Annotated in this window: 14 protein-coding genes; 11 read left to right on the top strand and 3 right to left on the bottom strand. The window is 71.8% G+C overall.

The window, feature by feature from the left end; translation table 11 throughout:
• The 4 genes from ACFYPG_RS11250 to ACFYPG_RS11235 all read left to right on the top strand — a co-directional run bounded on the left by ACFYPG_RS11250 (position 1) and on the right by ACFYPG_RS11235 (position 6,145).
• A complete protein-coding gene (locus ACFYPG_RS11250) occupies positions 1–2,886 on the top strand; it encodes a hypothetical protein (RefSeq protein WP_387351608.1) in 2,886 nt (961 codons plus the stop codon).
• A gap of 104 nt (positions 2,887–2,990) precedes the next feature.
• On the top strand, positions 2,991–3,590 hold the full coding sequence (locus ACFYPG_RS11245) for a TetR/AcrR family transcriptional regulator (RefSeq protein WP_238669677.1): 600 nt from the start codon (positions 2,991–2,993) through the stop codon (positions 3,588–3,590).
• Between the two features lie 71 nt (positions 3,591–3,661).
• Positions 3,662–5,029, top strand: coding sequence for a biotin carboxylase N-terminal domain-containing protein (locus tag ACFYPG_RS11240; protein WP_355004590.1), 1,368 nt, complete (start codon positions 3,662–3,664; stop codon positions 5,027–5,029).
• A 195-nt stretch (positions 5,030–5,224) separates the two neighbouring features.
• Positions 5,225–6,145 (top strand): hydroxymethylglutaryl-CoA lyase, encoded by a 921-nt coding sequence (locus ACFYPG_RS11235; RefSeq protein WP_387351606.1) that lies wholly within the window; start codon positions 5,225–5,227, stop codon positions 6,143–6,145.
• Between the two features lie 57 nt (positions 6,146–6,202).
• On the opposite strand, the gene ACFYPG_RS11230 is transcribed toward ACFYPG_RS11235, so the two are convergent.
• Positions 6,203–6,763 carry a snapalysin family zinc-dependent metalloprotease gene (locus ACFYPG_RS11230; protein ID WP_387351604.1) on the bottom strand — a complete coding sequence of 187 codons (561 nt, stop codon included), beginning with the start codon at positions 6,761–6,763 and terminating at the stop codon, positions 6,203–6,205.
• Positions 6,764–6,931: 168 nt separating this feature from the next.
• Between ACFYPG_RS11230 and ACFYPG_RS11225 the strand changes: the two genes are divergently transcribed.
• From ACFYPG_RS11225 to ACFYPG_RS11215, 3 genes are all read left to right on the top strand, one after another.
• Positions 6,932–8,464, top strand: coding sequence for an acyl-CoA carboxylase subunit beta (locus tag ACFYPG_RS11225; protein WP_387351602.1), 1,533 nt, complete (start codon positions 6,932–6,934; stop codon positions 8,462–8,464).
• Positions 8,465–8,542: 78 nt separating this feature from the next.
• Positions 8,543–9,691: an acyl-CoA dehydrogenase family protein gene (locus ACFYPG_RS11220; protein WP_387351600.1), complete on the top strand. Its 1,149-nt coding sequence runs from the start codon at positions 8,543–8,545 to the stop codon at positions 9,689–9,691.
• A 133-nt stretch (positions 9,692–9,824) separates the two neighbouring features.
• Complete coding sequence (locus ACFYPG_RS11215) at positions 9,825–12,476, top strand: ATP-binding protein (protein ID WP_387351598.1); 2,652 nt, start codon at positions 9,825–9,827, stop codon at positions 12,474–12,476.
• Between the two features lie 263 nt (positions 12,477–12,739).
• Here ACFYPG_RS11215 and ACFYPG_RS11210 read toward each other — a convergent pair whose 3' ends face one another.
• A complete protein-coding gene (locus tag ACFYPG_RS11210; RefSeq protein ID WP_355004596.1) occupies positions 12,740–13,258 on the bottom strand; it encodes a MarR family transcriptional regulator in 519 nt (172 codons plus the stop codon).
• Between the two features lie 99 nt (positions 13,259–13,357).
• Between ACFYPG_RS11210 and ACFYPG_RS11205 the strand changes: the two genes are divergently transcribed.
• Positions 13,358–13,939 carry a YceI family protein gene (locus ACFYPG_RS11205; RefSeq protein ID WP_357222303.1) on the top strand — a complete coding sequence of 194 codons (582 nt, stop codon included), beginning with the start codon at positions 13,358–13,360 and terminating at the stop codon, positions 13,937–13,939.
• 313 nt (positions 13,940–14,252) lie between these two features.
• On the top strand, positions 14,253–15,731 hold the full coding sequence (locus ACFYPG_RS11200; protein ID WP_355004598.1) for a glutamate--cysteine ligase: 1,479 nt from the start codon (positions 14,253–14,255) through the stop codon (positions 15,729–15,731).
• Between the two features lie 135 nt (positions 15,732–15,866).
• Here the strand turns inward: ACFYPG_RS11200 and ACFYPG_RS11195 are convergent, their stop codons facing one another.
• Positions 15,867–17,297 carry a hypothetical protein gene (locus ACFYPG_RS11195; protein WP_387351595.1) on the bottom strand — a complete coding sequence of 477 codons (1,431 nt, stop codon included), beginning with the start codon at positions 17,295–17,297 and terminating at the stop codon, positions 15,867–15,869.
• 123 nt (positions 17,298–17,420) lie between these two features.
• Here ACFYPG_RS11195 and ACFYPG_RS11190 point away from each other — a divergent pair, with 123 nt between their 5' ends.
• Positions 17,421–18,101 carry a PASTA domain-containing protein gene (locus tag ACFYPG_RS11190; RefSeq protein ID WP_357194777.1) on the top strand — a complete coding sequence of 227 codons (681 nt, stop codon included), beginning with the start codon at positions 17,421–17,423 and terminating at the stop codon, positions 18,099–18,101.
• Between the two features lie 159 nt (positions 18,102–18,260).
• Positions 18,261–19,184, top strand: a complete 924-nt coding sequence (locus tag ACFYPG_RS11185) for a PASTA domain-containing protein (RefSeq protein ID WP_387351593.1) — start codon at positions 18,261–18,263, stop codon at positions 19,182–19,184.
• Positions 19,185–19,188: the final 4 nt, after the last annotated feature.

Here is a 19,188-nt window from a genome sequence, read left to right as displayed (position 1 = left end):
ATGAGCGACGAGGATCTGTGGCGGGTGCTTCGCGGCATCGCCGACATGCCGTACGGGGCGGGGCAGATCGCCGCCCTGGAGCAGTTGCTGCGCCGGGTGGACGCCGCCGACGACCGGCACCTCGCATTCGTCACCCGGATGCAGGCCACCACCGGCTACATCTACGGCGGTGAGCCGGCCAAGTCCTTCGTGACCTTCTCCTGGTGCCTGTCCGAGTTCGACAGCGACCCGCAGCCGTACCACCAGGGGCACCTGCACAACCTGCTCTGGCACTTCAAGTACATGATCAACGGCCTGCTGAACTTCCCGGAGGTGCCGCTCGACCGCACGTACGCCGTGCTGGACGACATGGAACGCCGCTACCGGGCCGGCGGGCACAGCCTGCAGGCCGTGCACAAGCACCGTTTCCGCGTCGCCGACCACGTGGGCGACGTCGAGGCCGCGGCGCACTGGTACCGCCTCTGGCAGACCACCCCGCGCGACGCCCTGTCCGACTGCGCCGGTTGTGACCCCACGAGCCAGGTGGGCTACCTCGCCGACACCGGGCGGGACGTCGAGGCGGTGGAGCTGGCCGAGCCGGTGCTCGCCGGCCGGCTCAACTGCAACGAGCAGCCGCAGTCGATCCTCACCGCGCTGCTCCTGCCGTACCTGCGGACCGGGCGGGTCGAAGAGGCGCGGGACGCGCACCGGGAGGCGTACCGCCGGCAGCGCGGCAATCTCGCCAACCTGTGGGACATCGCGGACCACGTCGAGTTCTGCACGCTGACCGGCAACGAGGCGCGAGCCATCGAGCTGGTCGAGCGGCACCTGGACTGGCTGGACCGGCCGCCGTCGCCGGCCGCCGCCATGCACTTCTCGGCGGCGGCCGCCGCGGCCCTGCGTCAGGCCGGCCCGTCGGCCGTGTACCGCCGGGCCGCCGAGGGCCGGCCGGCCGCCGAGGTGTCGGCGGCGTCGTTGGCGGACGAGCTGGCCGAAACCGCTGCCGGTCTGGCCGCCCGCTTCGACGCCCGTAACGGCACGAGCCACCAGTCGGAGTGGATCGCCAGTCGGCTGGCCGTGCGGGCGAGCGGCGAGCATGTGCCGCTGTCCGCGAGCGTCCGCCGCCGTCCGGCCCGACCGGTCGGGGACGAGCCGGCCGGCGCGCCGGGGACAGCGGCGTCGTCCGCGGACCGGGCCCGGCGGGTGCGAACCGGCAGGGCTGAACCACAGGTCGTGACAGTGCCTGAAGACGCCGGCCCGGACGATCTGCTGGACCTCGCGGAGCGGAGCTGGGGCCGGCACGACCGGGGCACCTTCCGGGCGGCGCTGGTTGCCTTCGACGACCGGTTCGGCTCCGCCGAGCTGCCCGTCCGCACGTCCGCGCACCGGCTGGCCCTGCGCGCGTCGGAGCGTGGCGACGAGGACGACATCGAGGGTGCGATCACGCTGAATCGGGCGGCGTTGGAGCTGTACCGGGAGGCGGGCGAAGAGGTGGCGGCCCAGACGGTCGCCGGGCGGCTCGGCGTGCTGTTGACCCGGTCCGACGAGGACACCGAGGAGGGCCTGCTGCTGACCCGGGAGGCGGCCGACGTCCTGGACCGGCTCGGCGACGCCCAGCAGCGGGCGGCCGGACACGACCGGGTGGCGTTGGCGCTGCTGCACCGCGAACGTTGGGCGGACGCGCTCGCCGCGCTCGACCGGGTACCGGCCGACGCGGGCGGCGATCGGCACCTGGCGGCCCGGATCGCACTGCACCGGGGGCACCTGCTGGAGCAGTTGGACCGCGTCGACGAGGCCCGCGCCGCCGTCGACGAGGCACGCCGGATCGGCCGAGAGTTGGGTGTCGGCGAGGTGATCACCGGTGCCTGCCTGGCGTACGCGCGGCTGGTCGACGATCCGGCGGACGCCGTGGCCGCCTGCGACGAGGCGTTGGAGGCGGCACCGGCGGACGCGGAGCTGCCCGTCCGGGTCGCCCGCGCCCGTGCCTTGCTGGCGGCCGGCCAGGCTGCGGACGCGGTCGACGACTTCGTCGAGGCGGTGACGCTGTGCGTGGAGCGGGGCGCCGAGGGGGACGCGTTCCTGCGGTGGGAGCTGGCGAACGCGTACCGGATCGTGGGCCGGCTAGCCGAGGCCGCCGAGGTCGCCGAGGAGGCCGTGCTCGGTCTGGACCGGTTGGGCGCTCAGGCGGAGGCCGACCGCTGCCGGCACCTGCTGGCCGGCGTCTACGCCGGACTTGGTGAGATCGATCCCGCGTTGGCGCTGTTGGAGCAGTTGGCCGGCAATCTGGACGGACCGGACAACCTTCCGCACCGGGCGCAGGTTCTGGAGGAGGCCGGCGGGATCCTCTACGACGCAGACCGGGACGCGGCGGCGGGCGAGCGGTTCGCCGCCGCGGCCGAGGCGTACCGGCTCGGTGACCTGCCGCTCGACGAGCTGCGTGCTCGCCGCCGGGAGACGTACGCCTGGTTCTGGGCCGACGACCGGGACGCGGCGTTGCGCACCGTCGAGGTGATGGACGCGTTGGCGGCGAAGCTGGCCGGGCAGGCCGAACCGCCGGTGCTGTACGAGCTGGCACTGGCGGCCGAGGCCGGAGCGCGGGTGCTCACCGGTGCGGACCGCCCGGACGAGGCCCTGGGCCGGCTCACCGGGGTGCCGGACCGGTTGCGCTCGATCGAGGCGTTCGGCGAGGCCGCCCAGGTGGAGGCCCTGATCGGTGAGCTGCTGCTGCGCCTGGACCGGCCGGCCGAGGCGGAGCCGCTGCTGCGCCGCGTACTCGGCGGGTTGCCGGCCGCCTCGCGGCAGGTCCGCCAGACGGCCTGGCTGCTGGCTCGGGTGTTGGATCTGCTCGATCGGCCCACGGAAGCCGCGGCGCTGCGCGCCGAACACGACCTGGACGAGGACGACTGACCTCGGCGGCCGCCCCTGGCCAGGTCAGGGGCGGCCCGGTCCGGGACGGACGGACGGGACTGACCGGCAACCATCGCGGGCTCCTCGCGGTCTAGGCTTGTCCGGTGACGGTGGAGCAGCAGGCACGGGGTGCGGCGGGCGCGGGCCGGCGCAGGTCCCGCAAGGACGAGATCCTGGAGATCGCGGTAGGTCTGTTCGCGGCGCGTGGCTATCACGGCGTCTCGATGGACGACATCGGCGCGGCCGCCGGGGTCACCGGTCCGGCGCTCTACCACCACTTCGCCGGCAAGGAAGCCATGCTGGCCGCCGCGCTGATTCCCGTCAGTGAGGGGTTGCTGGCCGGTGGGCGGGAACGCGCCGTCGGGCGCTCGGACGACCCGCGCGGCGTCCTGGAGTCGCTGATCGACTTCCACGTCGAGTTCGCGCTGGCCAACCCGGCGGTGATCGCGTTGCACCTGCACGAGCTGGACCGCCTGCCCGAGGAGCCGCGGCGGCGGATCCGTCGCCTGCAACGGCTCTACGTCGAGGAGTGGGTGACAGTGCTCACCGCGCTGCACCCGGGGATGCCCGACGGGGAGGCCCGGGTGCTCGCGCACGCCGCGTTCGGCCTGATGAACTCGACGCCGTTCCTCGGTGGTGAGGTGGACCGGCGACGCCGCGCGGAGCTGCTGCGCGGAGCGACACTGGCCGCGCTGCTCGCCTGAGCCGACTCGTCAGAACCGTGCCGGTCATGATTCCCTGACATCGTCCCACCATCCGGACGCCGGGAGGAAACATGATCGAGTCACTGCTGGTCGCCAATCGGGGCGAGATCGCCCGCCGGATCATCCGGACCGCCAAGCGGCTCGGCATCCGCGTGATCGCGGTGCACTCGGAGGCCGACGCCGACCTGCCGTTCGTCGCGGAGGCGGACGAGGCGGTCCTCATCGGCCCACCGAACCCGGCGCTGAGCTACCGCAACACCGAGGCGATCCTCGCCGCCGCCAAGTCGACGGGCGCGCAGGCGATCCACCCCGGGTACGGCTTCCTGTCGGAGAACGCCGAGTTCGCCCGTACCGTCGAGGCGAGCGGCCTGATCTGGGTCGGACCCGACGCGGACGCGATCACCGCGATGGGCGACAAGATCAACGCCCGGAACCTGATGGCGGCGGCCGGTGTTCCGGTCGCGCCGGGCACCACCGACCCGGCCGCCGACCTGGACGCTGCGGTGACGGCCGCGGCCGAGATCGGCTACCCGGTGATGGTCAAGGCCGCCGCCGGCGGCGGCGGCATGGGCATGGGCGTGGCGGTCGACGAGGCCGCGCTACGCACCGAGTACGACAAGGTGCGCGCGTTCGCCGAGCGGATGTTCGGCGACGGCTCGGTGCTGATCGAGCGGTACTTTCCCCGGGTTCGGCACGTCGAGGTGCAGATCCTCGGCCTGGCCGACGGCCGGGTGGTGGCGCTCGGCGAGCGGGAGTGCTCGGTGCAGCGGCGCAACCAGAAGTTGGTCGAGGAGTCCCCGTCGCCGGCTGTCTCGCCGGAGCTGCGATCCCGGCTCCTGGCGGCGGCGGTGCGGGCCGGCGAGGCGGTCGGCTACCGCAACGCGGGCACCGTGGAGTGCCTGTTGGTCCCGCGTGAGCGGGACTCCGAGGGCGACGCTCCCGGCTCCGAAGACTTCTTCTTTCTGGAGATGAACACGCGGTTGCAGGTGGAGCACCCGGTGACCGAGTACGTGTACGGCATCGACCTGGTCGAGGAGCAGTTGCGGGTGGCCTCCGGGTTGGCGCCGACGTTCGACCCGGACGCGTTGACCCCGAGTGGGCACGCCATCGAGATGCGGATCAACGCGGAGGACCCGAAGCGCTTCCTGCCCGGCCCGGGTGTGATCAGGACGTGGGTGGAGCCGACGGGTGAGGGTGTCCGGGTGGACTCCGGCTACACCGAGGGCAACACGGTCACCCCGTTCTACGACAGCCTGCTGGCCAAGCTGATCGTCAGCGGCGCGACCCGTGACGAGGTGCTCGATCGCGCCAAGGCAGCCGTCGCGGCGTTCCAGATCGAGGGTCCGAAGAACAACGTCCCCTTCTTCGCCGAGTTGCTGGAGAACGAGGAGTTCCGCTCCGGCGCCTACGACACGGGCATCGTCTCCCGCATGCGCTGAACGGGTAGGCCGCTGGGGCGGTGCGGTCTGGCCGTGCCGCCTGGCGGCCGGGCAAGACTGGTTTGTGGGCCCTTTGCTCTGCTTACCTATATGCGCCAGCCGCTGCCCGATGACGGACAGTAGCCGGCGCACATAGGGCGGCAGAGCAAAGCGGCCGACGTGCTGTCCCGATCCGACGTCACAGCGAGGTGACCGATGAGCCAGTTGCCAGATTCCGTCTCGATCCGTGAGGTCGGGCCGCGCGACGGGTTGCAGAACGAGGACCCGATCCCGACCGACGCCAAGGTGCGGCTGCTCGACGCCCTCTCCGGCACCGGCGTACGCCGAATCGAGGCGGTGTCGTTCGTGCACCCGAGGGCGATCCCGCAGATGGCCGACGCCGACGAGGTGTGGCAGCGGGCGGTGAAGGCCGACGGGGTGCGGTACTCCGCGCTGGTGCCGAACACCCGGGGCGCCCAGCGGGCCCTCGCCGCCGGGTTCACCGAGATCGAGGTGGTGGTCTCGGCCAGTGACACGCACAACCGGCGCAACGTCAACCGGTCCACTGACGAGTCGCTGGACGACATCGCCGAGCTGATCGACCTGCTGCACGGCGCGTCGGCGCGGGTCGAGGTGATCGTGGCGACCAGCTTCGGCTGCCCGTACGAGGGGGACATCGATCCGCAGCGGGTGGCCGGGATCGTGGACCGGGTGGTCCGCGACGGCGCCGACCGGGTCGCGTTCGGCGACACCACCGGCATGGGCACCCCACGTCGGGTCCGCGAGCTGCTGACCGCGGTACGCGACCGCAACGCGCACGTGCCGGTCCTGCTGCACTTCCACAACACCCGGGGTACGGCGCTGGCCAACCTGCTGACCGCGCTGGAGCTGGGGGTGACCGAGTTCGACGCGAGCGTCGGTGGCCTCGGTGGCTGCCCGTACGCGCCGGGGGCGAGCGGCAACCTGGCCACCGAGGAGGCCGTGCACATGCTGCACGACATGGGCATCGACACCGGCATCGACCTGCCGGCGCTCATCGAGGTGGCGGAGTTGGCCGAGGAGTTGCTCGGCAAGAAGCTGCCGTCGGGTGTGTTGCGGGCCGGTCCGCGTACCCGGCTGACGCCGCTGCCGAGCTGAGGACGCGACGAAGGGGCCGGCGCACGCGCCGGCCCCGTCGTTTTTGGGCGGGTTCGGTCAGTTCACCGTGGTGAGCGCGCTCGGCCAGCTGTCGCGGAAGATGTCCGCGCTGCGGTCGGTGGCGCTGAACGTGCCGGCGAAGAGGTTGCTGACCCGGTTCGCCTCGGCGGTGCTCGGGTAGGCGTTGGTGCAGCTGGTGCCGGCGCTGCCGCCGGACATCAGCAGCGAGCAGTTCCCGTTGTAGTTGTCCGGCAGGCCGAGGATGTGCCCGATCTCGTGGGTCATGATCCGCAGCACGCTGTACTGGGCGGCCTGCTGGGTGTCGATGTAGACCCGGCCGTTGCCGAGGCTGGTCCGCTGGGCGTACGAGCCGCCGCCGGTGATCCGGTAGATGCGCAGGTTGGAGCCGCAGTTGGCGGAGAGTGTCAGGTTGACTGTGGCGTTGTTCCAGATCGAGGCGGCCTGGTTGGCGACGCTGGCGTAGCTGCCCGCCTGGCTGGTGTTGTAGCAGATGGTCATGGCGGCGGACGCGGGCGACGGGTTGGCGACCGTGATGCCGAGGGTGGCGAGTGTCGTCGCGAGCATCGCGACGGCGAGCCGGTTGAGTCGTGAGGTCATCGCTGACTCCGATCTGAAAGAAGGGGTGTCAGGAGCCTAGCGATATGTATTCACGTTTTTCAATGTCTTGCTCTCGGCTCAACTGTCTGGTTCGCTCGTAGGTCGCCGACAACCGCACCGATGCGCTAGCCTAACGATCGTTCAGGTCAGTATGGCGGAGGAGTCGGCGTGACGCTCGACGGTGAGGCACTGGAGCAGCTGCGCAAGCGGGCCCGGTCCGGCGGCGCGGACAAGTACCACGCGGCCAACGCGGCCAAGGGCAAGCTCTTCGCCCGTGAACGGGTCGCGCTCCTGGTCGACGAGGGCTCGTTCGTCGAGGACGGCCTCTACGCCAACACGATGGCCGAAGGGCTGCCCGCCGACGGCGTGGTGACCGGCACCGCCACCATCGACGGCCGACAGGTCTGCCTGATGGCCAACGACTCCACGGTCAAGGCCGGCAGCTGGGGCGCCCGCACCGTCGAAAAGATCATCAGGATCATCGAGCGGGCGTACGGCGCCGGCGTGCCGATGGTCTACCTGGTCGACTCGGCCGGCGCCCGGATCACCGACCAGGTCGATCTCTTCCCCGGTCGGCGTGGCGCCGGCAAGATCTTCTGGAACCAGGTCCGTGCCTCCGGCTCGATCCCACAGGTCTGCGCGCTGTTCGGCCCGAGCGCCGCCGGTGGTGCGTACATCCCGGCGTTCTGCGACGTGGTGGCGCTGGTCGACGGCAACGCCAGCATGTACCTCGGCTCCGACCGGATGGTCGAGATGGTCACCGGCGAGAAGACCACCCTGGAGGCGATGGGCGGGGCGAAGGTGCACACCGCCGAATCCGGCGTGGGGCACTTCCTCTGCAAGACCGAGGCCGACGCGCTCGACGTCGTGAAGACCTACCTGTCGTACCTGCCGGCGAACTGGACGCAGGCGCCGCCGACCGCACCGGCGGTCGCCGCGCCCGCGAAGGCCGACCTGGCCGCCTTGGTGCCGGCCAGTGAGCGGCAGGCGTTCGACATGCGGCGGTACGTCAAAGGCCTGCTCGACGAGGGGTCGTTCTTCGAGATCCAGGCGCTGTGGGCCAAGGAGCTGACCATCGGCTTCGGCCGCCTCGACGGCCAGGTCGTCGGTGTGGTCGGCAACAACTCGATGTTCAAGGGCGGCGTGCTCTTCGTCGACTCGGCCGACAAGGCCACCCGGTTCGTGCAGCTCTGCGACGCGTTCAACGTGCCGCTGCTGTTCCTCAGCGACGTGCCCGGCTTCATGGTCGGCAGCGCGGTGGAAAAGCAGGGCATCATCCGGCACGGCGCCAAGATGATCACCGCGATCTCCGAGGCGACAGTTCCGAAGATCTGCGTGGTGGTCCGCAAGGCGTACGGCGCCGGTCTCTACGCGATGGCCGGGCCCGGGTTCGAGCCGGACGCCACGATCGCGCTGCCGACCGCGAAGATCGCCGTGATGGGCGCCGAGGCCGCCGTGAACGCGGTCTACGCCAACAAGATCGCCGCCATTGCCGACGAGGACGAGCGGGCGGCCTTCGTCGCCGCCAAGCGGGCCGAGTACGAGCAGGACATCGACGTCGTCCGGTTGGCCAGCGAGCTGGTGGTGGACGCCATCGTCGAGCCGCAGGACCTGCGCACCGAGCTGGTCCGTCGATTCGCGGCGGCGGGTACCAAGGATCGGCACTTCTCCCGCCGTCGGCACGGCGTCACCCCGGTCTGACCATCGACTCAGGCCCGCACAGCGACCCGCCCCCGGCGTCACGAGCGCCGGGGCGGACCGTCCTTACAGGAGGATGAGATGGACTTCCGGCTCACCGACGAACAAGAGGCGCTGCGCGAGAGCGTGCGGGAATTCGCCCGCGAGGTGATCGCCCCGGTCATCGCCGAGCACTACGAGCAGCACACCTTCCCGTACGAGGTGATCCGGCAGATGGGCAAGATGGGCCTGTTCGGTCTGCCCTTCGCCGAGGAACACGGCGGCATGGGCGGCGACTACTTCGCGCTCTGCCTGGTCCTGGAGGAGCTGGCCCGGGTCGACTCCAGCGTGGCCATCACCCTGGAGGCGGCGGTCTCGCTGGGCGCGATGCCGATCTACCGCTTCGGCACCGAGGAGCAGAAGACGACCTGGCTGCCCCGACTGCTCAGCGGCGAGGCGCTGGCCGGCTTCGGTCTCACCGAGCCCGGCACCGGCTCGGACGCCGCCGGCACGCAGACCCGGGCCGTGCTGGACGGCGACGAGTGGGTGATCAACGGATCGAAGGCGTTCATCACCAACTCGGGTACCGACATCACCGCCATGGTCACCGTCACCGCGGTAACCGGCACGAACCCGGACGGCTCCAAGGAGCTGTCGACGATCATCGTGCCCACCGGAACGCCCGGGTTCGTCGTCGCTCCCGGCTACTCCAAGGTGGGCTGGACCGCCTCGGACACCCACGAGCTGACCTTCGACGACTGCCGGGTGCCGGCCGCCAACCTGCTCGGCGCCCGGGGTCGGGGTTTCGCGCAGTTCCTGCGGATCCTCGACGAGGGCCGGATCGCGATCGCCGCGCTCGCCGTCGGCCTCGCCCAAGGCTGTGTCGACGAGTCGATCAAGTATGCGAAGGAGCGGCACGCCTTCGGTCAGCCGATCGGCGCCAACCAGGCCATCCAGTTCAAGATCGCCGACATGGAGCTGAAGGCGCACACCGCTCGCCTGGCGTACTACGACGCCGCCGCACGGATGCTGGCCGGCGAGCCGTTCAAGCGGCAGGCCGCCATCGCCAAACTGCACGCCAGCACGATCGCCGTGGACAACGCCCGGGAGGCCACCCAGATCCACGGCGGGTACGGCTTCATGAACGAGTACCCGGTGGCCCGGTTCTGGCGGGACTCCAAGATCCTGGAGATCGGCGAGGGCACCAGCGAGGTGCAGCGGATGATCATCGCTCGGGATCTGGGCCTCTGAGCGGCCAGGCCGAGCTGATCGGCCGGTCGTCCCGGACGGGCTGTCCGTACGGCTGTCGGGTTTCGGCGAGCGGGCGTCAGTAGCCCGACGTTCGACTGCCGACGGTCGTAGTCCATCCGTACTCTTCGAGCCCATGACTCCGGATCATGAATGGTCGCGGAGCCCGGCTGGACGTACCACCCTGCCGGAGCTGCTCCGCGGGCATCGACGCGCCGCCGGCCTCACCCAGGCCGAGCTGGCGTCCCGAGCCGGGGTGGGTGTGCGGACGGTCCGTGACCTGGAGCGTGGCCGATCGAACCGGCCACAGCGCACCACTGTGGAACTGCTCGCCGGGGCACTGGCGCTGACCGGCACCAGTCGGGCGGCGTTCCTGGCCGCTGCCCGCGGCGCCGGTGCCGAACCGGCCTCGCCGGACGCCACTTCGACGCCGCTGGCGGTCGGCGGCAACGCCACGTCGGCCGCCGCCCCCGCCAACAGGGCGGTCGCGCTCCCGCCGCCGGTGGAGTTGATCGGCCGGGAGCGCGACCTCACCGAGTTGGCCGAAATGCTGACCGCGGAGCGGGGACCCCGGTTGGTGAGCCTCGTCGGGTTGGCCGGCGTCGGCAAGACCGCCCTGGCGACGTCGGTGGCGCACCTGGTGGCCGCCGCTCACCCGGCCGGTGTTGCCGGGGTGCTGGTGGGCGAGGGCGCCGACGGTCCGGACGTGCTCGCCGCCTCGATGTCCGTGCTCGGTGTGGCGCGCCTGTCCGAACTCGTGGCGCTGCTCGCCGGGCGGCCGACGCTGCTGGTGATGGACGCTGTGGAGCGCGCGCCGGGCCCGGTGGCCGCGACAGTGCACCGGTTGCTCGGAGCGCTGCCCTCGCTGCGGGTGCTGGTCACCGGGCGGCACCCGGTCGGGTTGCCCGGCGAGCGGGTCTGGCCGGTCGCGCCACTCGACGTGCCACCACCGGAGGCTGAGCACTCCGGGCTCGAATCGTGGCCGGCTGTCGCGTTGTTCACCGCCCGGCTCGCTCAGGTCCGCCGAGAGCCGCCCACCCCCGCTGAGCTGCCGGCGCTCGCCGCGTTGGTGCGCCGGTTGGGCGGGCTGCCGTTGGCCATCGAGCTGATGGCCGCCCGGGGCCGTCTCCTCGACCTCACCGAACTGCTCGACAGGTACGGCGACCGGGTGCTCGACCTGGCCACGCCCGCGGACGCGTCCGCCCACCCGGCCTGGGACGCACCGGAGGCGCTCGGCAGCCGGACGAGCGGACCCGACACCAGTGCGGCGGTCTCGGTCGCCGTCACCCTGCGGGACGCGGTGGCGTTCAGCTATCGCCTGCTGGCGTCTGACGAACAGGCCGCGCTGCGGAAACTGGCCGTCTTCGGTAACCGCTGGTCGGTCGAGTTGGCCGAGGAGATGCTCGTCGACGAGGCCGACCGGGACGGCACCGCGGCGATCGACCCGGTTCCACTGTTGGACCGCTTCGTCGAGTTGGGGCTGCTGAGCGTACGCGGAACCGGGTCGTTCCGGTTCCGGCTGCTCGACGCGGTTCGGGACTACGCCGTCGAGCAGGCGGCCGGCGGAGGTGAGCTGACCTGCATCCGGCGTCGACACGCGGAGGTCATCGCGCGCCTGGTGGCCCGTACCGCCAGTGACCTGATCGGCCCACGGTTACCCGACGCGGTGCACCGGCTGGACGAGATGAGCAGTGACATCAGCTCGTCGTTGGCCCACGCGGCCACCGACGACCCGTTGACAGCGCTGCGGCTGGCGGCCTGCCTGACCCGCTGGTGGCGGTTCCGCGGACGCGACGTCGTCGGGCGGCAGTGGCTGCGGCGGCTGCTGGCGGACCCGCGGACCGCCGACGCCGATCCTCTCCTGCGTGGCTGGGCCGCCCTCGGCGTCGCCCGGCTGGCGGCGGAGCACGGCGCCGGTGCCGAGGAGTTGTCGACGGCCCGTGCGGCGTTGGACACCTTCCGGCAGGCCGGCGACGTCACCGGGGAGTTGGAGGCGCGAAACGTGCTCGGCACCCTGCTGATCTCCGTCCGGCGGCAGGACGAGGCTCGCGAGCAGGCCGAGGCGCTGCTGCGGTTGGCCGCCCGCAACGGGCGGACCCGGGACCTGGCGGTGGCCCAGAACAGCCTCGCCTGGCACGAGATCCGCGCGGGCGATCTGGCTGCGGCCCGCCGCCGACTCGCCGCCGTGGACCGACTCGCCGCCGAGAGTGGGGAGCAGCGGCTGCGGGTGCTGGGCTGGGCCAATCGAGCCGAGGTCGCCCGGCTGGAAGGCTGGTACGCGGACGCCATCGACCGTGGTCGGCGAGCGATCGCTGCCCTGTCCGAGCTGGGTGATCCCGGGCGTCGCCGGCGGGTGCTCGGGACCGTCGGGCTGGCGCTCGCCCAGGACGGGCGGGCCGCGGAGGCGACAGCGGTGCTGACCGAGTTGCGCGCCGGGGGCGGGGAGGCGCTGCCGGCGCGGACCGTGCCGCGACCGCGTTCGGACGACTCGGCGCTGGTCTGGGGTGGCCCGGAGGCCGGGCTCTGTGCGCTGATCGAGGGGAACCTGGCGCTGCACCGAGGGGACCGGGAGTTGGCTGCCGAGTGGTTCGCGGCCGCCGCCGACCATGCGGGGCAGGATCGCCGCGACGTGGTGGAGGCGCTGGTGGGGCTGGCTGCGAGCACTGCGGACCCGTCGGTGCTCGATCGACTGGACCGGGTCTGTGTGGAGAGCGGCATCAGGCTGTTGCCGCAGGAGTCGGGACTGCTCTACGCGCTGATCGCCGCCCGGGGTGGACCGGCTCAGTAGCCCTGCGCTGTCCCGGAGCGGATCGGGCCCTGCGCTGTCTCCGAGCGGATCGCGACGGGAGAGTGGCGCGGGCGAAGAGCCCCCTTTGGTGCTACCCCTCGCTGATCGCCCGCGCCGTCACCCCCCGGTGATCCCCGGTGCTCGAAGCCTGCCACCGGCGGGGTGGCAGAAAGTCGGCTTGGACCGAATTCTCCAGCTTGGCTGGATCAGTTCTGCCGGTCTTTCTGCCGCTGCCGCTGCCGCCGCCCGACGGCGAGTGGTGATCAGTGCCGTCGGGTGGCTTCGTCGGTGGCGGTGGCCTGCTCCGGGCTGACGTCGTCACTGCCGGCGGTGGCGCACGGATGAGCGGCGTCGCGGACGCGGCGCAACCCGTCGAGGAGTGCCACCAGCGCCTCCGGGTCGAGTTGCCCGGTGAACCACTGCTCGATCATCTGAAGGTGCCCGGGCAGCGTCTCGTTGAGGCGTTGCATCCCGGAGGCGGTGACCACCGCGTACGAGCTGCGGCGGTCGTTCGGGCAGGCCCGGCGGGTCAGCAACCCGTCGCGCTCCATCCGGTCCACGACCCGGGTCACTCCGCTTGTCGACAGAGAGGTCTGTGCGGCAAGGTCGGTCATGCGTAGTTGGTTGCCCGGCGAGCGGGCCAGTCGCGTGATGACCTCGAACTCGACCGCGGAGAGGCCGTGCTCCTCGAGTTGGGCGTTGAACCGGGCGGACAGCCCGGCGTGTGCCTCGAAGAGCAGGCCGACGGCGGTGATCCGGGGATCGTCGAAGACGTTGGTCACCCGTTCATCATACCAGTGCTTGACACGGGGAATATTGTTGCGGTTATAGTTGCTCAGGCAGTCGTTGGGCTATTAAACAATCCCCTGGAGGACAGCAGCATGACCAGCAGCATCGAGACGGTTACCCGCGACTGGGACGGCCTCACCATCCCGGCGGCCGGCACCTACGCGCTCGACGTGGCGCACAAGCGGGTCGGCTTCGTTGCCCGGCACATGATGGTGAGCAAGGTTCGCGGTGAGTTCAACGACGCGACCGCCACCATCACCGTCGCCGAGGACCCGCTGCAGTCCTCGGTCGTCGCCACCATTCAGGCCGCCAGCGTCGACACCACCCAGGCCGACCGGGACGCGCACCTGCGCAGCCCCGAGTTCCTGGACGCCGAGAAGTTCCCGACGCTCGAGTTCCGCAGCACCGGGGTCAAGTCCCGTAGCGGCAGCGAGTTCGTGCTCACCGGTGAGCTGACCATCAAGGACGTCACCCGTCCGGTCGAGCTGGAGGTGGAGTTCGAGGGTGTCGGCCGCAGCCCGTTCGGCCAGGACATCTTCGGCTTCTCCGCGAGCACCGAGATCGACCGCGAGGAGTTCGGCCTGACCTGGAACGTCGCCCTGGAGACCGGGGGCGTGCTGGTCAGCCGCAAGATCAAGATCGAGATCGAGGGCGAGGCCGTCCGCCAGGCCTGACCCCCGGGGATCGCCGGAGGGCCAGGGGAATCCTCCCGGCGATCCGGTACGCAGGGCCCGCGCCGCACGTCGGCGCGGGCCCTGCGTCGTTCCCACTGGCGGTGGTAATTGTCACGGGTTGTTCTCACCGCTTTCGGGTCCAGCCGGTCGATGGCGGGGTACAGATGGCGCCACGAGCGCGTCCGCCCCGGTCGACGTCGGATCACCGCCGTCGGCCTCTGGCCCCGGTCAGGTGGGCGCTCTTACCGTGGATGCTTCACAAAGCGCTTCCGGGACGGGATGATCCCGACCGCGCCGGCCGTCGGGAGGACACATGGGCAGGGACGTCTCAGAGGGCGCCTTCACCCGGGATGATCGCGTCCGATATCGGCAGAAGGTACGGCGGTGCCTGGACGTCTTCGCCCTGATGCTGGACGACTTCGGCTTCGACGCCGACCGGCCGATGACCGGTCTGGAGATCGAGCTCAACCTGGTCGACTCGGCCGCCGAGCCGGCGATGCGCAACGAGGAGATCCTCGCCGACATCGCGGACCCCCTCTTCCAGACCGAATTGGGGCAGTTCAACCTGGAACTGAACGCCGAGCCCCGACTCATCGAGGGCAACGGCTTCGCCGACTACGAGCACGACCTGCGCGGCAGCCTCTCCCGGGCCGACGAGCGCGCCGCCAGATCCGACGCGAAGATCGTCCTGGTCGGCATCCTGCCCACCCTCACCGAGGGGCACCTGGTCGAGGACAACCTCTCCACCAACGAGCGTTACCGGGTGCTCAACGACCAGATCGTCGGCGCCCGGGGCGAGGACATCGAGCTTGACATCCGCGGCGTCGAGCAGTTGCGCACGCACACCGACTCGATCGCCCCCGAGGCCGCCTGCACGAGCCTCCAGTTCCACCTCCAGGTCGCCCCGGACAGCTTCGCCGACTACTGGAACGCGTCCCAGGCCATCGCGGGGGTGCAGGTGGCGGTCGGTGCGAACAGCCCCTTCCTGTACGGCCGCCAACTGTGGGCCGAAACGCGGATCGCCCTGTTCCAGCAGGCCACCGACACCCGACCGGACGAGCTGAAGGCCCAGGGCGTACGGCCGCGGGTGTGGTTCGGCGAACGGTGGATCACCTCGATCTTCGACCTGTTCGAGGAGAACGTCCGGTACTTCCCGCCGCTGCTGCCGATCTGCGAGGACGAGGACCCGGTGGAGGTTCTGCACGCCGGCGGTGTGCCACAGCTCGGGGAGTTGCGGTTGCACAACGGCACGGTCTACCGGTGGAACCGTCCCGTCTACGACATCATGAACGGCCGACCCCATCTGCGGGTGGAGAACCGGGTGCTGCCGGCCGGCCCGACTGTGGTGGACATGTTGGCCAACGCTGCCTTCTACTTCGGGCTGGTACGCGGCCTGGCCGAGGCCGACCGCCCGATCTGGAGCCAACTCACCTTCAGCTCCGCCGAGGAGAACTTCCACGCCGCCGCCCGACGTGGCCTCGACGCCGTGCTGCACTGGCCCGGGCTCGGCGACGTGCCGGTCACCAAGCTGGTCCTGGACCAACTACTGCCCACCGCTGCCACCGGCCTGGACGGGTTCGGCGTCGCCCCGGCGCAGCGGGACCGGCTGCTCGACATCATCGAGCAGCGCTGCCGTACCGGCCGCAACGGTGCCGTCTGGCAGACCGAGGCGGTCTGGGCGGCGGAGCGGCGCCACGGCATGGACCGGCCTGCCGCGCTGCACCACATGGTCCAGCGCTACGCCGAACTCCAGCGCACCAACGAACCCGTCCACACCTGGCCAACCACCTAACCCCCTACACCCCTGCACCCCACCCACCCCCCTCGAAGCGCGTTGATCATGAAGTTGTTGCCATGACACGCCGAGCGAGGTGGCAATAACTTCATGATCAACAGGGTGGGGGCGGCCGGGTGGGGGCGGGCGGGGTTAGTCGGTGGTGGGGCGGCGGGCTGCGCGGGTGCGGCGGCTGCTCGGGGCCGTGTCCATCGTCGTGGCTTCGGTGGGAGGGGTCGGATCCGAGCGGTCGGGGTCCGTACGCGGAGCGGGCACCTGCGGTGCAGCGGTGGCTTCGCCCGGCAGCGAGCCTGTCCTGGGCATCTGCGACGGAACGCTGACCCTCCTGCGCCGTCCCGTGGTTCCAGCCGTCGAGGCCGAGGCTCCGGCAGTCGACGCAGTGGGTTCGCCCGTCGCGCCGGAGACCGGCGGCTCGGGCTCGGTCCCGGTCACCGGGGCCGGGTCGGTCACCGTGTCCCGAGGCACAGCACTCGGCCGGGCCGGGTGGCTCTGTTCGGCCGGGCGGTTCCGTTCGCTGCGCTCGCCGAGTCGGGCGGCCAGAACAGAGCCGCCGATACCGGCGATCACCGCGTACGGCGCGATCAGCTGGGTGGACAGTTGCGCGGGGCCCAGCGTCGACCAATGCGGCAGGGTGGTCAGGTACGCGAGCGCGACGAGCACCGGGCCCGCCGCGCCGGAGGCCGCCGCACCCACGCGGTGTCCGCCCGAGCGGGCGGACCGCCGAGCGGCCAGTACGCCGATCAGCAGCGCGGGCACCAGTGCCAGCAGCGCACCGGGCCAGTAGATCTGGCCCCCGATCCAGTACCGGGCGTGGTCCGGGTCGAACTGCCAGGTACCGAGCTGCGCGCCGCTCAGCCCTCGTCCGACGCGTACCCCGTCGATGACGGAGATCACCGCGAGCAGCCAGAGCCAGGCGGCCGTCGCTGTCACGTTGACCGCCGCGGCTCGGGAGCGAAGCGCCCAGATCGCGACGAGTACGCCGATCAGGATGCCCAGCGTCGCCTGTACGGCGGCCGTGCGTTGCGGGGCGCCGGTGTCCGCGCCGGTCGCGACCCGCGCGGGTACCGCGATCAACAGGACGGTGACCAGCCCGCCCAGCCCGGCGCCAAGCGCCACTGCCACCCGGCGCAGCAGGCCGCCCCGGTCGTTGACCGGCGGGTCGGCCGCCGCTGGTGGCGTGCCCGCCACCTCCGGGCGGGCCGTGTCGACGACCGGTGAAGGCCCGTCGACCGGGCTGTCGTGCTCCGGCCGCCGTTCGTCGAGCCGCAGGCCCTCCTGAGGGGCAGCACCGTCTGGCGAGGTTTCCGGAGAGATCACTGTCTTCGCCGGGGCGTTGCGTTGGTGAAGCCGCTGCGCGCAGACCGCGCCGAGGACCGTCGAACTGGCGGCGAGCCAGGTGGCCCAGGCGAGGCCGTCCGCCCAGGCTGTGTCGGTCGCACCGGCATCGGTGGGCGTCCAGGTGATGACGCCGAGCCCGTAGCCGAAGCCCAGTTGTGCGGCACCCGCGCCGGCAGCGACCCCGATCGCCGTCGCGATCGACACTCCCCAGCCCTGTCTGGCCATGCCGGGCAGCGTAACGTCCCGTCGTCGGCGCGGCGAGTCGCAGAGACCCGCCGGTGTGGACCGCCGGTGCGGGCGGGTTGGGCGGCGGGCGGTACGGTCGCCGGTGATGAGGCGGTGGGCGTTATGACGGACACGAACACGGGCCAGCAGAATGCCGCCGGTGGCGGTGCGGGCCGGGCCAGCGTTGTGCTCGGCGGTGGGTTGGCAGCGGTGCTGCTCGCCGCCGTGGGTGCGACCGGCGGCTGGCTGCTGGCCGGCGAGGACGACGCATCCTCCGGTGACCCGCTGGCCGTTGCGACCACGGCTGGCGCGTCGACCACCCGGCCCACCGCACCCCGGCCGAGCAGCGGCCGACCGACACCGTCGGCGGTCCAGACCTCCGCCGCCCCGACCAAGGCAGCCGGCCTGACCGTGCCGCCGGTGATCGGCACCGACTTCGAGCAGGCTCGGGAGGCGCTGCGCAAGCAGCGGCTCGGTTGGCGGCTGGTCTTCGGTGGCGGCGTCGGCCGTACGGTCGAGAGCACCACACCGGACGTGGGCACCGAGGTCGCCCGGGGGACGACTGTGCAACTCCAGGTTGCCGGGCCGGCGCCGGCCGCCGAGGTGCCGGACGTGGTCGGCGAGAGTTGCGCCGACGCCGCCGACGAGTTGGTCGACGAGGGCCTCTACCCGCGCTACCTCAGCGGACGTACTGGAAAGGTCAGCCGGCAGGAGCCCGCCGAGGACGGCCCGGCCCGGTGGAACGACCAGGTCAGCATCTGGTGTGGTTCCGACGGCCAGCCGACCCCGAAACCCACTCCCTGATTCCAGGCCGGCGGGTTCGCGCCTCGCGGCCCGTACCGCGTCCTGTCTCGCCGACAGCCGGCGCGGCTCGGCACGCTGATCCCCACCGATGGCGGTGTGGGCGACTAGGTTGGCGGTCGAGGGCCATGACGCCCGTCCGGGTTCGGGAAAGGACGTGCGATGAGCGACGACCGCCAGGAGCCTCCCGCCGACGAGCACGACGACGACCGGACCCGACCCCTGCCCTCCGCCGCTGATCGGCCGGCCCCGACCGGGCCCGCCGCCGACGGACCGGACGAGACGGCACCGATCGACCGGACCGTCCCGGCTCGTCCCGACCTTTCGTCCGACCAGACAATGCCGATCGACCGGTCCGCCGGCACCCAGCCGGGCCCGCCGGCCGACGAGACAATGCCGATCGACCGGTCTGCCGGCACCCGGCCGGGCCCGCCGGCCGACGAAACGATGCCGATCGACCGGTCTGCCGGCACCCGGCCGGGCCCGCCGGCCGACCGGACGGCGCCGATACCGCCGGCCTGGTCCGGCCGGGCCGAGGTGCGCTCGCCCCGACCGGATGACGCCGGCGGTGAGTGGTACGTCGAGGAGCAGGGTGGTCGGCGGTGGTGGTCGCCGATCCTCTGGGGCGTACTGGCGCTGCTGCTCGCCGGCCTGCTCGGGGGCGCGCTCTGGCTGGTGCTCTCCCAGCAGGACGACGACCGGGACGATCGCGGGCCCACCCCGTCCCCTCCGGCGACCAGTGCACCCAGCGCCCTGCCGACCAGCGCAGCCCCCACGTCGGCGGCGCCCACCAGTGAGTCGCCGAGCAGCTCGCCGACCACGGAAGCGCCGGACGAGCTGCCGGTGCCACCGCTCGCCGGCCTGCCGCAGGCCACCGCCGAAGGGCTGTTGGCTCGGCTCGGCCTTACCTACCGGGTGGTGTACCGCCCGTCGGAGTTGCCACCCGGGACTGTGGTGGGCACCGAGCCGGACGCGGGCACGTCGGTTTCCACCGACGACGAGGTGTTGTTGATCATCTCCCAGGCTCAGCCCTCGACCGGGGCGAGCCCGACCACACCGAGCCCCACTGTGACGAGCACGTCGTGACCGC

Source organism: Micromonospora sp. NPDC005553 (assembly GCF_042871765.1).
Taxonomy (GTDB): domain Bacteria; phylum Actinomycetota; class Actinomycetes; order Mycobacteriales; family Micromonosporaceae; genus Micromonospora.
This window is presented reverse-complemented; position numbering and strand designations above follow the sequence as displayed.

What these genes read in the sequence shown, in the direction of transcription:
- ACFYPG_RS11250 (WP_387351608.1), top strand. Translation starts at nt 1, where the DNA reads ATGAGCGACGAGGATCTGTGGCGGGTGCTTCGCGGCATCGCCGACATG.
- ACFYPG_RS11240 (WP_355004590.1), top strand. Translation starts at nt 3,662, where the DNA reads ATGATCGAGTCACTGCTGGTCGCCAATCGGGGCGAGATCGCCCGCCGG.
- ACFYPG_RS11235 (WP_387351606.1), top strand. Translation starts at nt 5,225, where the DNA reads ATGAGCCAGTTGCCAGATTCCGTCTCGATCCGTGAGGTCGGGCCGCGC.
- ACFYPG_RS11230 (WP_387351604.1), bottom strand. Translation starts at nt 6,763, where the DNA reads ATGACCTCACGACTCAACCGGCTCGCCGTCGCGATGCTCGCGACGACA.
- ACFYPG_RS11220 (WP_387351600.1), top strand. Translation starts at nt 8,543, where the DNA reads ATGGACTTCCGGCTCACCGACGAACAAGAGGCGCTGCGCGAGAGCGTG.
- ACFYPG_RS11215 (WP_387351598.1), top strand. Translation starts at nt 9,825, where the DNA reads ATGACTCCGGATCATGAATGGTCGCGGAGCCCGGCTGGACGTACCACC.
- ACFYPG_RS11205 (WP_357222303.1), top strand. Translation starts at nt 13,358, where the DNA reads ATGACCAGCAGCATCGAGACGGTTACCCGCGACTGGGACGGCCTCACC.
- ACFYPG_RS11200 (WP_355004598.1), top strand. Translation starts at nt 14,253, where the DNA reads ATGGGCAGGGACGTCTCAGAGGGCGCCTTCACCCGGGATGATCGCGTC.
- ACFYPG_RS11195 (WP_387351595.1), bottom strand. Translation starts at nt 17,297, where the DNA reads ATGGCCAGACAGGGCTGGGGAGTGTCGATCGCGACGGCGATCGGGGTC.
- ACFYPG_RS11190 (WP_357194777.1), top strand. Translation starts at nt 17,421, where the DNA reads ATGACGGACACGAACACGGGCCAGCAGAATGCCGCCGGTGGCGGTGCG.
- ACFYPG_RS11185 (WP_387351593.1), top strand. Translation starts at nt 18,261, where the DNA reads ATGAGCGACGACCGCCAGGAGCCTCCCGCCGACGAGCACGACGACGAC.